Here is a 15,817-nt window from a genome sequence, read left to right as displayed (position 1 = left end):
GTACGCGCCGCGATGAAGCCGATCGCGACCGTGCCGCGCGCGCTGCGCACCGTCGACGTCGCCACCGGCGAGGCGGCCCAGGCCCACCACCAGCGCTCCGACGTCTCCGCCGTGCCGGCGGCAGGCATCGTCGCCGAGGCGATGGTCGCCCTGGTCCTGGCGGACGCGGTCGCGGAGAAGTTCGGCGGCGACAGCGTGCCCGAGACGCGCCGCAACGTGACCTCGTACCTCGACCACCTCCAGATCCGGTGAGCGGCCCGCAGGTCGTGCTCGTCGGGCCGATGGGCGTGGGCAAGTCGACCGTGGGCGGCATGCTCGCGGAGCGGCTCGGCTGCGTCTTCCGGGACACCGACGACGACATCGTGGCCGCGCAGGGCAAGGCCATCGCCGAGATCTTCGTCGACGACGGCGAGGCGCACTTCCGGGCGCTGGAGAAGGCGGCCGTCGCGGCCGCGCTCGCCGACCACGACGGGATCCTCGCCCTGGGCGGCGGCGCCGTCCTGGACGCGGACTCCCGGGCGCTGCTCGCCGGGCACCGGGTCGTCTACCTCTCGATGGACGTCGAGGAGGCGGTCCAGCGGACCGGCCTGAACGTGGCCCGCCCGCTGCTCGCCGTCAACCCGCGCAAGCAGTGGCGCGAGCTGATGGAGGGCCGGCGGCATCTGTACACCGAGGTGGCCTCGGTGGTCGTGGCCACCGACGGCCGTAGTCCCGACGAGGTGGCCCAGGCCGTCCTCGACGCACTGGAGTTGAAGCAGGCATGAGCGACGAAGTGACCCGGATCCAGGTCGGCGGCACGGCCGGCACCGAGCCGTACGAGGTGCTGGTCGGACGGCAGCTCCTGGGCGAGCTGGGCTCGTTGATCGGGGACCGGGCCAAGCGGGTCGCCATCGTGCACCCCGAGGCGCTCGCCGAGACCGGGGAGGCGCTCCGCGCCGACCTGGCCGAACAGGGTTTCGAAGCGGTCGCCATCCAGGTGCCCAACGCCGAGGAGGCCAAGACCGCCGAGGTCGCCGCGTACTGCTGGAAGGCGCTCGGGCAGTCGAACTTCACCCGCTCCGACGTCGTCGTGGGCGTCGGCGGCGGCGCCACCACCGACCTCGCCGGGTTCGTGGCGGCCACCTGGCTGCGCGGCGTGCGCTGGATCGCCGTCCCGACGACCGTGCTCGCCATGGTCGACGCCGCGGTCGGCGGCAAGACCGGCATCAACACCGCCGAGGGCAAGAACCTGGTGGGCGCCTTCCACCCGCCGGCCGGTGTGCTGTGCGACCTCGCCGCCCTCGACTCACTGCCGGTCCACGACTACGTGTCCGGGCTCGCCGAGATCATCAAGGCCGGCTTCATCGCCGACGAGCGCATCCTGGAGCTCATCGAGGAGGACCCGGCCGCCGCGCGCACCCCGGCCGGCCCGCACGCCGCCGAGCTGATCGAGCGGTCCATCAAGGTCAAGGCCGAGGTGGTCTCCGGCGACCTCAAGGAGTCGGGGCTGCGCGAGATCCTCAACTACGGCCACACCCTCGCGCACGCCATCGAGAAGAACGAGCGCTACAAGTGGCGCCACGGCGCGGCCGTCGCGGTGGGCCTGCACTTCGCCGCCGAACTCGGCCGCCTGGCCGGACGGCTGGACGACGCGACCGCGGACCGCCACCGCACGGTGCTGGAATCCGTCGGCCTCCCGCTGAGCTACCGCTACGACCAGTGGCCCAAGCTCCTGGAGACGATGAAGGTCGACAAGAAGTCCCGCGGCGACCTGCTGCGCTTCATCGTCCTGGACGGCCTCGGCAAGCCCACCGTCCTGGAGGGCCCGGACCCCGCCGTCCTCCTCGCCGCCTACGGCGAAGTGGCCGAATAGCACCGCTTGTTCGGCCCCCGGGCACTTCGCGACCTCCCCGGCCGTTCACACAACGGCGGCCGGGGACGGTACCGTTCGGTAGCGCCCTGATCGCCGGCGCCCCAGTGACGGTTGTACGAGACGGAGTGGCACCGGATGCAGCACGCAGTGGGGTCTCCGCTGCCACCGCCCCATCGACCGGGGCATGGACCGGCCGGCCCCTGGCCCCTGGCGCCGGCGGCCCAGCAGCAGCACCCCGGGGCCCCGGGCTTCGCGGGCGCCGCGCATCCGCCGCAGGTCCCGCCGCACCCCCAGGCGGCCCAGGCACCGCACCCGGGCCCGCCGGCTCCCGTGGCGCGGGAGACCACCGGCCATGTCCAGCTCCCGCCCGGCGGCCCCGTCGCCGTGCCGAGCCCGCCGCCCGCGCAGGCCCCCGCCGACCCGGGCGCCACCACCCTCGCCGTGCTGCTCATCGGCCCCGCCGGAGCGGGCAAGACCAGCGTCGCCAAGTACTGGGCGGAGTGCCGCCGCGTCCCGACCGCGCACATCAGCCTCGACGACGTCCGTGAATGGGTGCGCTCCGGCTTCGCCGACCCGCAGACGGGGTGGAACGACAACAGTGAGGCGCAGTACCGCCTCGCCCGCCGCACCTGCGGCTTCGCCGCGCGCAACTTCCTGGCGAACGGGATCTCCTGCATCCTCGACGACGCCGTCTTCCCCGACCGGCCGGTCGTCGGCCTCGGCGGCTGGAAGCGGCACGTCGGCCCCGGCCTGCTCCCCGTCGTCCTCCTCCCGGGCCTGGAGATCGTCCTGGAGCGCAACGCGCAGCGCAGCGGCAACCGCCGCCTCAGCGACGAGGAAGTGGCCCGCATCCACGGCCGGATGGCCGGCTGGTACGGATCGGGGCTCCCCATCATCGACAACTCGCAGCTCGACGTGGCCGGCACGGCACAGGTCCTGGACGAGGTACTCGCCCGCGCCATCGCGAGCCCACCACAGTGGTGAACCCGCCACGCTGATGCGCCCGCGCCAGGGGTGGTTCCGGCTACGTGCGCCCGCCCCAGCGGTGCACCCGCCCGAGTGGTGCGCCCGCCGCAGTGGCGCACCCGCTTCATCGGGGAGGCCGCCCGAGCAGTGAGCCCGTCCGCAGGGTGCGCCCGCCCGAGCGGTGTGCCCGCCCCAGCCGTGAACCGGCCCAACCGTGAGCCGCCGAAGCCGTGAGCCGCCCCAGCCGTGACCGCCTCAGCCGTGAGTCGCCCCAGCCGTGAGCCCGCCGCAGAGGTCAACCCGCCCTCGCCCGCGGCGACACCCGCGGCGACGCCCGTCCGGACGCGCTGAAACGGCCGTCAGGGCCTCACGCTCGTACGCTCGGCCCCATGGCAGAGGCGTACGCGGCACGACGGAACCGGCTCAGAGAGCGCGCGGCAGCGGGCGGCAGCGCTGCCGCTCTCGTGTCGCGCTCCGCCAACGTGCGCTATCTCACCGGCGCGGCGCCGCCGGGCGCCGTGCTGCTGCTCGGCCGTGACCCCGGCGGCAGCGGCGACGTGTTGCTGTGCGGGCGCTCCCCGAGCGGACAGATCGCCGAAGGCCGGCCCGACGAGGCGCTGCGGGTGCAGCTCCTGGCCGCGCCCGCGGGCGACCCCGCCGTCGCCGCCGCCGATGTGGCGCTCGCCCAGGGCGCCGACTCGCTCGCCGTCGAGGAGCACCACCTGACGATGGCCCGCCACCGCGCCATCGGCTCGGTCGCGCCCGGTCTGCTGCTGACCGACCTGAACCGGGCGGTCGAGCAGTTGCGCCTGGTCAAGGACGAGGAGGAGATCTCCTGCCTGCGCATCGCGGCCGAGATCGCGGACCAGGCCCTCGGCGAACTGCTGGAGTCGATCCTCGTCGGCCGCACCGAGCGCCACCTCGCCCTGGAGCTGGAACGTCGACTTGTCGACCACGGCGCGGACGGGCCCGCCTTCCCCACCTGCGTGGGCACCGGTCCGAACTCCGGCCGCTGCGGCCACCGCCCCAGCGACCGCCGGGTCGAGGAGGGCGACTTCCTCTCCGTGTGCCTGGGCGCCACCTACCGCGGCTACCGCTGCGAGGTCGGCCGCACCTTCGTCATCGGGACCTCGCCCGCCGCGTGGCAGATCGAGCTGTACGACCACGTCTTCGCCGCTCAGCGGGCCGGCCGGGAGGCGCTGGTGCCCGGCGCGGAGTGCCGCGAGGTGGACCGGGCCGCCCGCCACGTACTGGACGCGGCGGGGTATGGTGACGGGCTCGCCCAGCTGACCGGGCACGGGGTGGGGCTCGAAATCGACGAGGACCCGCAACTGGCCCCCGCGGCCATGGGTAAACTGGACGCTTGTGTGCCGGTCACCGTCGAACCGGGGGTCCACCTCCCGGGCCGGGGCGGTGTCCGTATCGATGACACGCTCGTCGTCCGCCCCGAGGCGGACGGCGGACCCGAGCTACTCACCATCACGACCAAGGAGCTGCTCGCGCTCTAGCCGGAGCCATCCGGCCGGCGGCCGAGCACCTGCCCCGGGGTCGTCCACGTCAGTCCAGGAGATTCCGCAACCGTGGCTTCCACGAACGACCTCAAGAACGGCCTGGTGCTCAAGCTCGACGGGGGCCAGCTCTGGTCCGTCGTCGAGTTCCAGCACGTCAAGCCCGGCAAGGGCCCGGCCTTCGTGCGCACCAAGCTCAAGAACGTGCTCTCCGGCAAGGTCGTCGACAAGACGTTCAACGCCGGCGTCAAGGTCGAGACGGCCACGATCGACAAGCGCGACATGCAGTTCTCCTACATGGACGGCGACTACTTCGTCTTCATGGACATGGAGACCTACGACCAGCTGCACGTCGACCGCAAGGCCGTCGGCGACGCCGCCAACTTCCTGATCGAGGGCTTCAACGCCTCGGTGGCCCAGCACGAGGGCGAGGTGCTCTTCGTCGAGCTGCCGGCCGCCGTCGAGCTCACCATCCAGGAGACGGAGCCGGGCGTGCAGGGCGACCGCTCCACCGGCGGCACCAAGCCCGCCACGCTGGAGACCGGGCACCAGATCCAGGTCCCGCTCTTCATCACCCAGGGCGAGAAGATCAAGGTCGACACGCGTGACAGCGGCTACCTCGGCCGGGTGAACAGCTAACCGTGGCTGCCCGTAATACGGCCCGCAAGCGCGCCTTCCAGATCCTGTTCGAAGCGGACCAGCGCGGCGCCGACGTCGTGACGGTCCTCGCGGACTGGATCAAGAACTCGCACAGCGATCCCCAGCAGCCGCCCGTCAGCGAGTACACGATGGAGCTGGTCGAGGGGTACGCCCCCAAGGCCCGCCGCATCGACGAGCTGATCTCGCAGTACTCCGTCGACTGGACGCTGGACCGGATGCCGGTCGTCGACCGCAACATCCTGCGGCTCGGCGCCTACGAGCTGATCTGGGTCGACGGAACGCCGGACGCCGTGGTCCTCGACGAGGCGGTCTCGCTCGCCAAGGAGTTCTCCACCGACGATTCCCCGGCGTTCATCAACGGACTTCTGGCCCGGTTCAAGGACCTGAAGCCCTCGCTCCGCCGCGACGAGGCATAACGCCGCGGCGCGCACGTGACACCGCAGGCCCGAAGCAGAACCTGAACAATGTTCTGCTTCGGGCCTGGTGCGTCTCCCGGGGCCTGGCTAGGTTGCGGCCATGACGACCGACCCCCTCCTGGCGCGCCTCGCGGCGCTGCGCGCGGGCGACCTCCCCGTCCGCGGCGGCCGCACCATGGCCTATGTCTACGACTCCGGGCTCGACGGGCTCGATGACCTGGCGAACGCCGCGCAGGCGGCCTTCGCCGGGGTCAACGGACTCGACATGACCGCGTTCCCGAGCGTCGTCGAGCTGGAGAACGACCTGGTGCGGCGGGCCACGGCGCTGCTCGGCGGCGGCGCGGGCACCTTCACCAGCGGCGGCACCGAGAGCTGCCTGCTCGCGGTCCTGACGGCGCGGCAGCACGCCCGCCGCACGCGGGGCGTGTGCGACCCCGAGCTGGTCCTGCCCGAGACGGCGCACGCCGCCTTCCACAAGGCCGCCGAACTCTTCGGGCTGCGGGTGGTGCGCGTGCCCGTCGACCCGGCCACGTTCACGGTGCGCCCCGCCGACATGGCCGCCGCCCTCACCGACCGCACCGCCCTGACCGTCGTCTCGGCGCCTTCCTACGCGCACGGCGTCATGGACCCGGTCGCGGAGGTGGCGGCCGAGGCGGCCCGGCGCGGGGTCCTGTGCCACGTCGACGCCTGCATCGGCGGCTGGTACCTCGGCCACCTGCGGGCGGCGGTCCGGGCCGGCCACCTCGCGCCGGACGCGCCGCACATCCCCGCGTTCGACCTCTCGGTCCCCGGCGTGACCTCCCTCTCGGTGGACCTCCACAAGTACGCGTACACGCCGAAGGGGGCCTCGCTCCTCCTTTTCCGGGACGCCGAACTGCGCCGTCATGGCTGGTTCGCACACGCCTCCTGGCCCGGCTACCCCGTGGTCAACTCCACCCTCCAGGGCACCAAACCGGCCGGACCGCTCGCCGCGGCCTGGGCCGTGACCGAGCGCGTCGGCGCCGAGGGTTACGCCGCGTTGTCGACGCGTGTACACCGGGCGACCCGCGCCCTCGCCGACGGCGTCGAGCGGATCGCGGGGCTGCGGCTGCTCGCGCGGCCCGGGGCGTCGCTGCTCGCGGTCGCCGCCGCCGACCCGGAGGTCGACGTGTTCGTCGTGGCGGACGAGGTCCGGGGGAGCGGCTGGTACCTGCAACCGCAGCCCGCCTTCGGGGCCTCCCCGGCCACCCTGCATCTGACGGTGACCGCCGCCGTCGCGGACGAGGAGACCGTGGGACTGCTCCTCGCCGACCTGGAGAAAGCGGTCGTGCGCGCGCGGGCCGTCGGCCCCGCACGGGTCGACCCGGCGCTCGTCGCGGCGGCCGGCGCGCTCGACCCGGACACGCTCGGCCCGCAGGAGGTGGCGGCGGCGCTCGCCCTGGCCGGTGTCGGCCCGGACGGCCGGCTGCCCGAACGGATGGCACCGGTGCTCGCGGTCCTCCAGGCGCTGCCGCCGCGGCTGAGCGAACGGCTGCTGCCCGAGGTCATCGGTCGCCTCTACCAGATCTGAACCGCCGGGGAGGCGGCGCCGCGCGGGGCCGCTCCCGGCGCGCGGGCCCCGGAACATCCCAAGGGGCGGAGCCGAACGGCTCCGCCCCTTGGGATGTGACGTTTCTTCGCTACCGGCCCCGGTCAGACCTCTTCGTGCGCCACCGCGCGCCGCGCGTCCGCGTCCAGCACGCCCCAGCTGATCAGCTGCTCGGTCAGGACCGAGGGCGACTGGTCATAGATGACCGCGAGGGTGCGCAGGTCGTCCTGGCGGATCGAGAGCACCTTGCCGTTGTAGTCACCGCGCTGCGACTGGATCGTGGCGGCGTACCGCTGGAGCGGGCCCGCCTTCTCCGGCGGCACGTGGGCCAGGCGCTCCAGGTCCAGGACGAGCTTCGGCGGCGGCTCGGCCGCGCCGCCGGGGGTCGTGCCGGGCAGCAGCTCCTGCACCGGGACCCCGTAGAAGTCCGCCAGCTCGGCGAGGCGCTGCACGGTGACCGCACGGTCGCCGCGCTCGTACGACCCGACCACGACCGCCTTCCAGCGTCCCTGGGACTTCTCCTCGACACCGTGGAGGGAAAGGCCCTGCTGGGTACGGATCGCACGGAGCTTGGCCCCGAGCTGCTTGGCGTATTCGCTGGACATATAGCTCCCCGGACACTGCATCACTGTGCGGCTGCGCCGCGTGGCTGGTAACTCACTGTGAGGTTACGCAGCGTTACTTGGCCGCGTCAAGCCGAATGGTCCGTACCGACTCTCTCCCAAAACGGGCGTTCTCGCACCTTCGGGGAGGTGATCGGCGCCGTTCGGGGGCTGATAGGCTGGGTGGCGCAAATCCGACGTCCTTTAAGATCCGTCCCGTGAGGCGGAGAAGGGGGTCCGTTTCGTATGGACACGCAGAACACGCAGAACCCTGACGCCAGGTCCGTCCTCGAAGGCCCGGACATCGCGCGAGTACTGACCCGCATCGCCCACGAGATCGTCGAGCGCGCCAAGGGCGCCGAGGACGTGGTCCTCCTGGGCATTCCCACGCGCGGCGTCTTCCTCGCCCGCCGGCTCGCCGAGAAGCTCGCCGAGATCACCGGCCGCACCGTCCCCGTCGGCTCGCTCGACATCACGATGTACCGGGACGACCTGCGCATGCACCCGCCGCGCGCACTGGCCCGCACCGAGATCCCCGGCGACGGCATCGACGGCCGCCTCGTGGTCCTCGTCGACGACGTGCTCTTCTCCGGCCGCACCATCCGCGCCGCCCTCGACGCCCTGAACGACATCGGGCGCCCGCGCGCCGTCCAGCTCGCGGTCCTCGTCGACCGCGGCCACCGCGAACTGCCGATCCGCGCCGACTACGTGGGCAAGAACCTCCCCACGTCGCTGCGGGAGACCGTCAAGGTCCAGCTCGCCGAGGAGGACGGCCGCGACGCCGTGCTGCTGGGTGCCAAGCGGGACGCCAAGGCGGCCGAGCAGTAACCACCGTCGCGCGCCCGCCCCGCACCGGGCCGACCGCCCCGACCGGTGTGCCCTCGCGCGCCCGCATGTCCTGACATCTCTGATACCTCCCTACGGAGCACCCCCGATGATGCGACACCTCATCTCGGCCGCCGACCTCACCCGTGACGACGCCGTCCTCATCCTCGACACCACCGAGGAGATGGTCCGCGTCGCCGACCGGCCCATCAAGAAGCTGCCCGCGCTGCGCGGGCGGACCGTCTGCAACCTCTTCTTCGAGGACTCGACCCGGACCCGGATCTCCTTCGAGGCCGCCGAGAAGCGGCTCTCCGCCGACGTCATCAACTTCGCCGCCAAGGGCTCCAGCGTCTCCAAGGGCGAGTCCCTGAAGGACACCGCGCAGACCCTGGAGGCGATGGGCGTCGACGCCGTCGTCATCCGGCACGGCGCCTCGGGCGCCCCCTACCGGCTGGCCACCTCCGGCTGGATCGACGCCCCCGTCATCAACGCGGGCGACGGCACCCACCAGCACCCCACCCAGGCGCTGCTGGACGCCTTCACCATGCGCCGCCGCCTGGTGGGCGCCGACGCCGGGCTCGGCCAGGGACTCGACGGCAAGCGCGTCACGCTCGTCGGCGACGTCCTGCACAGCCGGGTCGCCCGCTCCAACGTCGACCTGCTGCACACCCTCGGCGCCGAGGTCACCCTCGTCGCCCCGCCCACCCTGCTCCCCGTCGGCGTCGAGACCTGGCCCTGCGCGGTCTCGTACGACCTCGACTCCACGCTCACCAAGTCCGACGCGGTGATGATGCTGCGCGTCCAGCGCGAGCGGATGAACGCCGCGTTCTTCCCCACCGAGCGCGAGTACTCCCGCCGCTACGGCCTCGACGGCGACCGGATGGCGAAGATGCCGGAGCACGCCATCGTGATGCACCCCGGCCCGATGGTCCGCGGCATGGAGATCACCGCCGAGGTCGCGGACTCCGACCGCTGCACGGCCATCGAACAGGTCGCCAACGGCGTCCACACCCGGATGGCCGTCCTCTACCTGCTGCTCGGCGGCAACGAACCCGCCGTCACCCACTCCCGTACCGAGGAGAAGTAACCATGAGCAAGATCCTTATCCGCGGTGCGAAGGTGCTCGGCGGCGCGCCGCAGGACGTGCTGATCGACGGGACGGTCATCGGCGCGGTCGGAGCCGGGCTGAGCGCCGACGGTGTCGACGAGGTCGTCGAGGCCGGGGGCAAGGTCCTGCTGCCGGGCCTCGTCGACCTCCACACCCACCTGCGCGAGCCGGGCCGCGAGGACTCCGAGACCGTCCTGACCGGCACCCGCGCCGCCGCCTCCGGCGGCTACACCGCCGTGTTCGCCATGGCCAACACCTTTCCGGTCGCCGACACCGCGGGCGTCGTCGAGCAGGTCCACCGGCTCGGCGAGCAGCACGGCTACTGCGACGTGCAGCCCATCGGCGCCGTCACCGTGGGCCTGGAAGGACAGAAGCTCGCCGAGCTGGGCGCCATGCACGAGTCCACCGCCGGCGTCACCGTCTTCTCCGACGACGGCAAGTGCGTCCACGACGCCGTGATCATGCGCCGCGCCCTGGAGTACGTGAAGGCGTTCGGCGGCGTCGTCGCCCAGCACGCGCAGGAGCCCCGGCTCACCGAGGGCGCGCAGATGAACGAGGGCACCGTCTCCGCCGAGCTGGGTCTCGGCGGGTGGCCGGCCGTCGCCGAGGAGTCGATCATCGCCCGCGACGTGCTCCTCGCCGAGCACGTCGGCTCCCGCGTCCACATCTGCCACCTGTCGACCGCGGGGTCCGTGGAGATCGTGCGCTGGGCCAAGTCCCGCGGCATCGACGTGACCGCCGAAGTCACCCCGCACCACCTGCTCCTCACCGACGAGCTGGTGCGCTCCTACAACCCGGTCTACAAGGTCAACCCGCCGCTGCGCACCGAGAAGGACGTCAGGGCGCTGCGCGAGGCGCTCGCCGACGGCACCATCGACATCGTCGCCACCGACCACGCCCCGCACCCGCACGAGGACAAGGACTGCGAGTGGGCCGCCGCCGCCATGGGCATGGTCGGCCTGGAGACCGCCCTGTCCGTCGTGCAGCAGACCATGGTCGACACCGGGCTGCTCGACTGGGCGGGCGTCGCCGACCGGATGTCGGTCAAGCCCGCCGCGATCGGCCGGGCCACGGGCCACGGACGCCCCGTCTCGGCAGGTGAGCCCGCCAACCTCGTTCTCGTCGACGCCGACTACCGTGGAAGCGTTGACCCCGCGGGCTTCGCCTCCCGCAGCCGCAACACCCCCTACGAGGGCCGTGAGCTGCCGGGGCGCGTCACCCACACCTGGCTGCGGGGCAAGGCCACCCTCGCCGACGGGAAGCTCGCGTGACACCACTGTCCCCCCTGACCCACACCGTCCGCCTGGCCGCCGAAGAGAAGTCGGCGCAGGTGACGGACTGGCCGAACCGGATCGGCTGGATCGTCGGACTGCTGCTGTTCATCGCCCTCGTCTACTGGCTGATGCGCCAGGGCTGGAAGTGGCGCGGCACCCTCCAGGGCGACCTGGCCCCGCTCCCGCGGTCGCCCGAAGCGCCCGGCGAGCCGAAAATGACGATGAGCGGCCGGTACCACGGCTCCACCACCGCCGGGCAGTGGCTCGACCGCATCGTGGCGCACGGCCTCGGCACCCGCAGCCGCGCCGAGGTGACCCTGACCGAGGCCGGACTCGACGTCGTCCGCCCCGGGGCGAGCGACTTCTTCGTCCCGGCGGACGCCCTGCGCGAGGCCCGGCTCGACAAGGGCATCGCCGGCAAGGTCCTCACGGAGGGCGGTCTGCTGATCGTCACCTGGGCCCACGGGGACAAGCTGATCGACTCCGGGTTCCGCTCGGACCACGCCGCGGAGCAGGCCGAGTGGGTCACCGCGATCAACGACATGAGCAAGACGCACATCACGACGGAAGGCACCGCACGATGATCACCTCCACCAGGGGAGCCGCCAAAACTCCCGCCGTACTCGTCCTGGAGGACGGCCGCGTGTTCCGCGGCCGCGCCTACGGGGCCGTGGGGGAGACCTTCGGCGAGGCCGTCTTCTCCACCGGCATGACCGGCTACCAGGAGACCCTCACCGACCCGTCGTACGCCCACCAGATCGTCGTCGCCACCGCCCCGCAGATCGGCAACACGGGCTGGAACGACGAGGACGACGAGTCGGCCCGCATCTGGGTCTCCGGCTACGTCGTGCGCGACCCCGCCCGTATCCCCTCGAACTGGCGCTCGCGGCGCAGCCTCGACGACGAGCTGGTCGCCCAGGGCGTCGTCGGTATCAGCGGCGTCGACACCCGCGCCCTCACCCGCCACCTGCGCGAGCGCGGCTCCATGCGCTCCGGGATCTTCGCCGGCGAGACGCTGCCGGCCGACGCCGAGCTGATCGCGAAGGTCCAGGCGCAGCCGCAGATGAAGGGCGCGAGCCTGTACGAGGAGGTCGCCACCAAGGAGACCTACGTCGTCCCGGCGGTCGGCGAGAAGAAGTTCACCGTCGCCGCCGTCGACCTCGGCATCAAGGGCATGACCCCGCACCGCATGGCCGAGCGCGGCATCGAGGTGCATGTGCTGCCCGCCACCGCCACCGAGGAGGAGCTGTTCGCGGTCGCCCCGGACGGCGTCTTCTTCTCGAACGGCCCCGGCGACCCGGCCACCGCCGAAGGACCGGTGGCGCTGATGCGCGCCGTCCTCGCGCGCAGGACGCCGCTGTTCGGCATCTGCTTCGGCAACCAGATCCTCGGCCGCGCCCTCGGCTTCGGCACGTACAAGCTGAAGTACGGCCACCGCGGCATCAACCAGCCGGTGCAGGACCGCACCACCGGCAAGGTCGAGGTCACCGCACACAACCACGGCTTCGCCGTGGACGCACCGCTCGACAAGGTCAGCGAGACGCCCTTCGGCCGCGCCGAGGTCTCCCACGTCTGCCTGAACGACCAGGTCGTCGAAGGTCTCCAGCTGCTCGACCAGCCGGCCTTCTCCGTCCAGTACCACCCCGAAGCCGCCGCGGGCCCGCACGACGCCGCGTACCTCTTCGACCGTTTCGTCACCCTGATGGAGGGCCAGCGTGCCTAAGCGCTCCGATATCCAGTCCGTCCTGGTCATCGGCTCCGGCCCGATCGTCATCGGCCAGGCCGCCGAGTTCGACTACTCCGGCACCCAGGCGTGCCGCATCCTGCGGGCCGAGGGCCTGCGGGTGATCCTGGTCAACTCCAACCCCGCGACGATCATGACCGACCCGGAGATCGCCGACGCCACGTACGTCGAGCCGATCACCCCCGAGTTCGTCGAGAAGATCATCGCCAAGGAGCGCCCCGACGCGCTCCTGCCCACCCTCGGCGGCCAGACCGCGCTCAACACCGCGATCTCCATGCACGACCAGGGCGTCCTGGAGAAGTACGGCGTCGAGCTGATCGGCGCGAACGTCGAGGCGATCAACAAGGGCGAGGACCGCGACCTCTTCAAGGGCGTCGTCGAGGAGGTCCGCAAGAAGATCGGCCACGGCGAGTCCGCCCGCTCCGTGATCTGCCACTCCATGGACGACGTGCTCCAGGGCGTCGACACCCTCGGCGGCTACCCCGTCGTCGTGCGCCCCTCCTTCACCATGGGCGGCGCCGGTTCCGGCTTCGCCCACGACGAGGAGGAGCTGCGCCGCATCGCCGGCCAGGGCCTGACGCTCTCCCCGACCACCGAGGTGCTCCTGGAGGAGTCCATCCTCGGCTGGAAGGAGTACGAGCTGGAGCTGATGCGCGACAAGAACGACAACGTCGTGGTCGTCTGCTCCATCGAGAACTTCGACCCGATGGGCGTGCACACCGGCGACTCCATCACCGTCGCTCCCGCCATGACGCTGACCGACCGCGAGTACCAGCGGCTGCGCGACATCGGCATCGCGATCATCCGCGAGGTCGGCGTCGACACCGGCGGCTGCAACATCCAGTTCGCGATCGACCCCGAAGACGGCCGCGTCATCGTCATCGAGATGAACCCGCGCGTCTCCCGCTCCTCGGCGCTCGCCTCGAAGGCCACCGGCTTCCCGATCGCGAAGATCGCCGCCAAGCTGGCCGTCGGCTACACGCTCGACGAGATCCCGAACGACATCACCGAGAAGACGCCGGCCTCCTTCGAGCCGACGCTCGACTACGTGGTCGTCAAGGCCCCGCGCTTCGCCTTCGAGAAGTTCCCGAGCGCCGACTCCACCCTCACCACGACCATGAAGTCGGTCGGCGAGGCCATGGCCATCGGCCGCAACTTCACCGAGGCGTTCCAGAAGGCGCTGCGCTCCCTGGAGAAGAAGGGCAGCCAGTTCACCTTCGTCGGCCCGGTCGGCGACAAGCAGGAGCTGCTCGAAGCCTCCGAGCGCCCGACCGACGGCCGGATCAACACCGTCATGGCGGCGATCCGGGCCGGCGCCACGCCCCAGGAGGTCTTCGACCACACGAAGATCGACCCCTGGTTCGTCGACCAGCTCTTCCTGATCAAGGAGATCGCCGACGAGCTGGCGGACGCCGAGCGCCTCGACGCGCGGCTGCTCGCCGAGGCCAAGCGCCACGGCTTCTCCGACCAGCAGATCGCGGAGGTGCGCGGCCTGCGCGAGGACGTCGTGCGCGAGGTCCGGCACGCCCTCGGGGTCCGCCCGGTCTACAAGACGGTCGACACCTGCGCCGCCGAGTTCGCCGCGAAGACGCCGTACTTCTACTCCTCCTACGACGAGGAGTCCGAGGTCGCGCCCCGCGAGAAGCCCGCGGTGATCATCCTCGGCTCCGGCCCGAACCGCATCGGCCAGGGCATCGAGTTCGACTACTCCTGCGTCCACGCCTCCTTCGCGCTCAGCGACGCCGGTTACGAGACCGTGATGGTCAACTGCAACCCGGAGACCGTCTCCACCGACTACGACACCTCCGACCGCCTGTACTTCGAGCCGCTGACGCTCGAGGACGTGCTGGAGATCGTGCACGCCGAGTCCCTCGCGGGCCCGGTCGCGGGCGTCGTCGTCCAGCTCGGCGGCCAGACCCCGCTCGGCCTCGCCCAGGCGCTCAAGGACAACGGCGTCCCCGTCGTCGGCACGCCGCCGGAGGCGATCCACGCCGCCGAGGACCGCGGCGCCTTCGGCCGCGTCCTCGCCGAGGCCGGCCTCCCGGCGCCGAAGCACGGCACCGCCACCACGTTCGCGGAGGCGAAGGCGATCGCCGACGAGATCGGCTACCCGGTCCTCGTCCGCCCGTCCTACGTGCTCGGCGGCCGCGGCATGGAGATCGTCTACGACGAGACCCGCCTGTCCGCGTACATCGAGGAGTCGACGGAGATCAGCCCCAGCCGCCCCGTGCTGGTGGACCGCTTCCTCGACGACGCCATCGAGATCGACGTCGACGCCCTCTACGACGGCGAGGAGCTCTACCTCGGCGGCGTCATGGAGCACATCGAGGAGGCCGGCATCCACTCCGGCGACTCGGCGTGCGCCCTGCCCCCGATCACCCTCGGCGGCTTCGACATCAAGCGTCTGCGCGCCTCCACCGAGGCCATCGCCAAGGGCGTCGGCGTGCGCGGCCTCATCAACATCCAGTTCGCGCTGGCCGGGGACATCCTCTACGTCCTGGAGGCCAACCCGCGCGCCTCGCGCACCGTCCCCTTCACCTCGAAGGCGACCGCGGTGCCGCTCGCGAAGGCCGCCGCCCGCATCTCGCTGGGCGCCACCGTCGCCGAGCTGCGCGCCGAGGGGCTCCTGCCGAAGACCGGCGACGGGGGCACGCTCCCGCTCGACGCGCCGATCTCCGTCAAGGAGGCCGTCATGCCGTGGTCGCGCTTCCGCGACATCCGCGGCCGCGGCGTCGACACGGTCCTCGGCCCGGAGATGCGCTCCACCGGCGAGGTCATGGGCATCGACACCGTCTTCGGCACGGCGTACGCCAAGTCGCAGGCGGGCGCCTACGGGCCGCTGCCGACGAAGGGCCGGGCGTTCATCTCGGTCGCCAACCGCGACAAGCGCTCGATGATCTTCCCGGCGCGTGAGCTGGTCGCCCACGGCTTCGAGCTGCTGGCCACCTCCGGCACCGCCGAGGTCCTGCGGCGCAACGGCATCAGCGCCACCGTCGTGCGCAAGCAGTCCGAGGGCGAGGGCCCGAACGGCGAGCAGACCATCGTCCAGCTGATCCACGCGGGCGAGGTCGACCTCATCGTCAACACCCCCTACGGCACCGGCGGCCGCCTCGACGGCTACGAGATCCGTACGGCGGCCGTGGCCCGCTCCGTGCCCTGCCTCACGACGGTCCAGGCGCTCGCCGCCGCCGTCCAGGGCATCGACGCCCTCACCCACGGCGACGTCGGCGTCCGCTCCTTGCAGGAACACGCGGAACACCTGACCGCGGCCCGCGACTAGCCACCCAGCAGGGGG

General features: G+C 72.0%; 15 protein-coding genes. 14 read left to right on the top strand and 1 reads right to left on the bottom strand.

The features are described 5' to 3' along the window. The 8 genes from ABZY33_RS15450 to ABZY33_RS15415 all read left to right on the top strand — a co-directional run. On the top strand, positions 1–252 hold a 252-nt coding region (locus tag ABZY33_RS15450), incomplete at its 5' end, for a chorismate synthase (RefSeq protein ID WP_356492055.1). Then, positions 249–764 (top strand): shikimate kinase, encoded by a 516-nt coding sequence (locus tag ABZY33_RS15445; protein WP_356492054.1) that lies wholly within the window; start codon positions 249–251, stop codon positions 762–764. The genes ABZY33_RS15450 and ABZY33_RS15445, both read left to right, overlap by 4 nt. Continuing rightward, positions 761–1,852, top strand: coding sequence for a 3-dehydroquinate synthase (gene aroB / locus ABZY33_RS15440; RefSeq protein WP_356492053.1), 1,092 nt, complete (start codon positions 761–763; stop codon positions 1,850–1,852). Before ABZY33_RS15445 ends, aroB begins: the two co-directional genes overlap by 4 nt. 135 nt (positions 1,853–1,987) lie before the next feature. Continuing rightward, the gene (locus ABZY33_RS15435) at positions 1,988–2,836 is read left to right on the top strand and encodes a Pro-rich N-terminal domain-containing protein (protein ID WP_356492052.1); all 849 of its coding nucleotides are present in this window, start codon (positions 1,988–1,990) and stop codon (positions 2,834–2,836) included. 371 nt (positions 2,837–3,207) lie between these two features. Further along, on the top strand, positions 3,208–4,326 hold the full coding sequence (locus tag ABZY33_RS15430; protein WP_356492051.1) for an aminopeptidase P family protein: 1,119 nt from the start codon (positions 3,208–3,210) through the stop codon (positions 4,324–4,326). Positions 4,327–4,398: 72 nt separating this feature from the next. Beyond that, positions 4,399–4,965, top strand: coding sequence for an elongation factor P (gene efp / locus ABZY33_RS15425; RefSeq protein WP_356492050.1), 567 nt, complete (start codon positions 4,399–4,401; stop codon positions 4,963–4,965). 2 nt (positions 4,966–4,967) lie between these two features. Then, positions 4,968–5,402, top strand: coding sequence for a transcription antitermination factor NusB (gene nusB, locus ABZY33_RS15420; protein WP_356492049.1), 435 nt, complete (start codon positions 4,968–4,970; stop codon positions 5,400–5,402). A 100-nt stretch (positions 5,403–5,502) separates the two neighbouring features. Next, complete coding sequence (locus ABZY33_RS15415) at positions 5,503–6,951, top strand: aminotransferase class V-fold PLP-dependent enzyme (RefSeq protein ID WP_356492048.1); 1,449 nt, start codon at positions 5,503–5,505, stop codon at positions 6,949–6,951. Between the two features lie 122 nt (positions 6,952–7,073). Here the strand turns inward: ABZY33_RS15415 and bldD are convergent, their stop codons facing one another. Beyond that, positions 7,074–7,574 (bottom strand): transcriptional regulator BldD, encoded by a 501-nt coding sequence (gene bldD / locus ABZY33_RS15410; RefSeq protein WP_338694408.1) that lies wholly within the window; start codon positions 7,572–7,574, stop codon positions 7,074–7,076. A gap of 243 nt (positions 7,575–7,817) precedes the next feature. Here bldD and pyrR point away from each other — a divergent pair, with 243 nt between their 5' ends. The 6 genes from pyrR to carB all read left to right on the top strand — a co-directional run bounded on the left by pyrR (position 7,818) and on the right by carB (position 15,802). Then, positions 7,818–8,399, top strand: coding sequence for a bifunctional pyr operon transcriptional regulator/uracil phosphoribosyltransferase PyrR (pyrR, locus tag ABZY33_RS15405; RefSeq protein WP_356492047.1), 582 nt, complete (start codon positions 7,818–7,820; stop codon positions 8,397–8,399). A gap of 106 nt (positions 8,400–8,505) precedes the next feature. Beyond that, complete coding sequence (locus ABZY33_RS15400) at positions 8,506–9,483, top strand: aspartate carbamoyltransferase catalytic subunit (RefSeq protein WP_356492046.1); 978 nt, start codon at positions 8,506–8,508, stop codon at positions 9,481–9,483. 2 nt (positions 9,484–9,485) lie between these two features. Next, positions 9,486–10,775, top strand: coding sequence for a dihydroorotase (locus ABZY33_RS15395; protein WP_356492045.1), 1,290 nt, complete (start codon positions 9,486–9,488; stop codon positions 10,773–10,775). After that, positions 10,772–11,362, top strand: a complete 591-nt coding sequence (locus ABZY33_RS15390; RefSeq protein ID WP_356492044.1) for a hypothetical protein — start codon at positions 10,772–10,774, stop codon at positions 11,360–11,362. The genes ABZY33_RS15395 and ABZY33_RS15390 overlap by 4 nt, the downstream gene beginning before the upstream one ends. Next, positions 11,359–12,501 (top strand): glutamine-hydrolyzing carbamoyl-phosphate synthase small subunit, encoded by a 1,143-nt coding sequence (carA, locus tag ABZY33_RS15385; protein ID WP_356492043.1) that lies wholly within the window; start codon positions 11,359–11,361, stop codon positions 12,499–12,501. The genes ABZY33_RS15390 and carA overlap by 4 nt, the downstream gene beginning before the upstream one ends. Continuing rightward, entirely contained in the window at positions 12,494–15,802 is a 3,309-nt protein-coding gene (gene carB / locus ABZY33_RS15380) for a carbamoyl-phosphate synthase large subunit (RefSeq protein WP_356492042.1), read from the top strand. Before carA ends, carB begins: the two co-directional genes overlap by 8 nt. The last annotated feature ends 15 nt before the right edge of the window (positions 15,803–15,817 follow it).

Source organism: Streptomyces sp. NPDC006552, assembly GCF_040611655.1.
GTDB lineage: Bacteria > Actinomycetota > Actinomycetes > Streptomycetales > Streptomycetaceae > Streptomyces.
The sequence above is the reverse complement of the archived record's forward strand: the minus strand, read 5'-3'. Positions and strand labels throughout refer to the sequence as shown.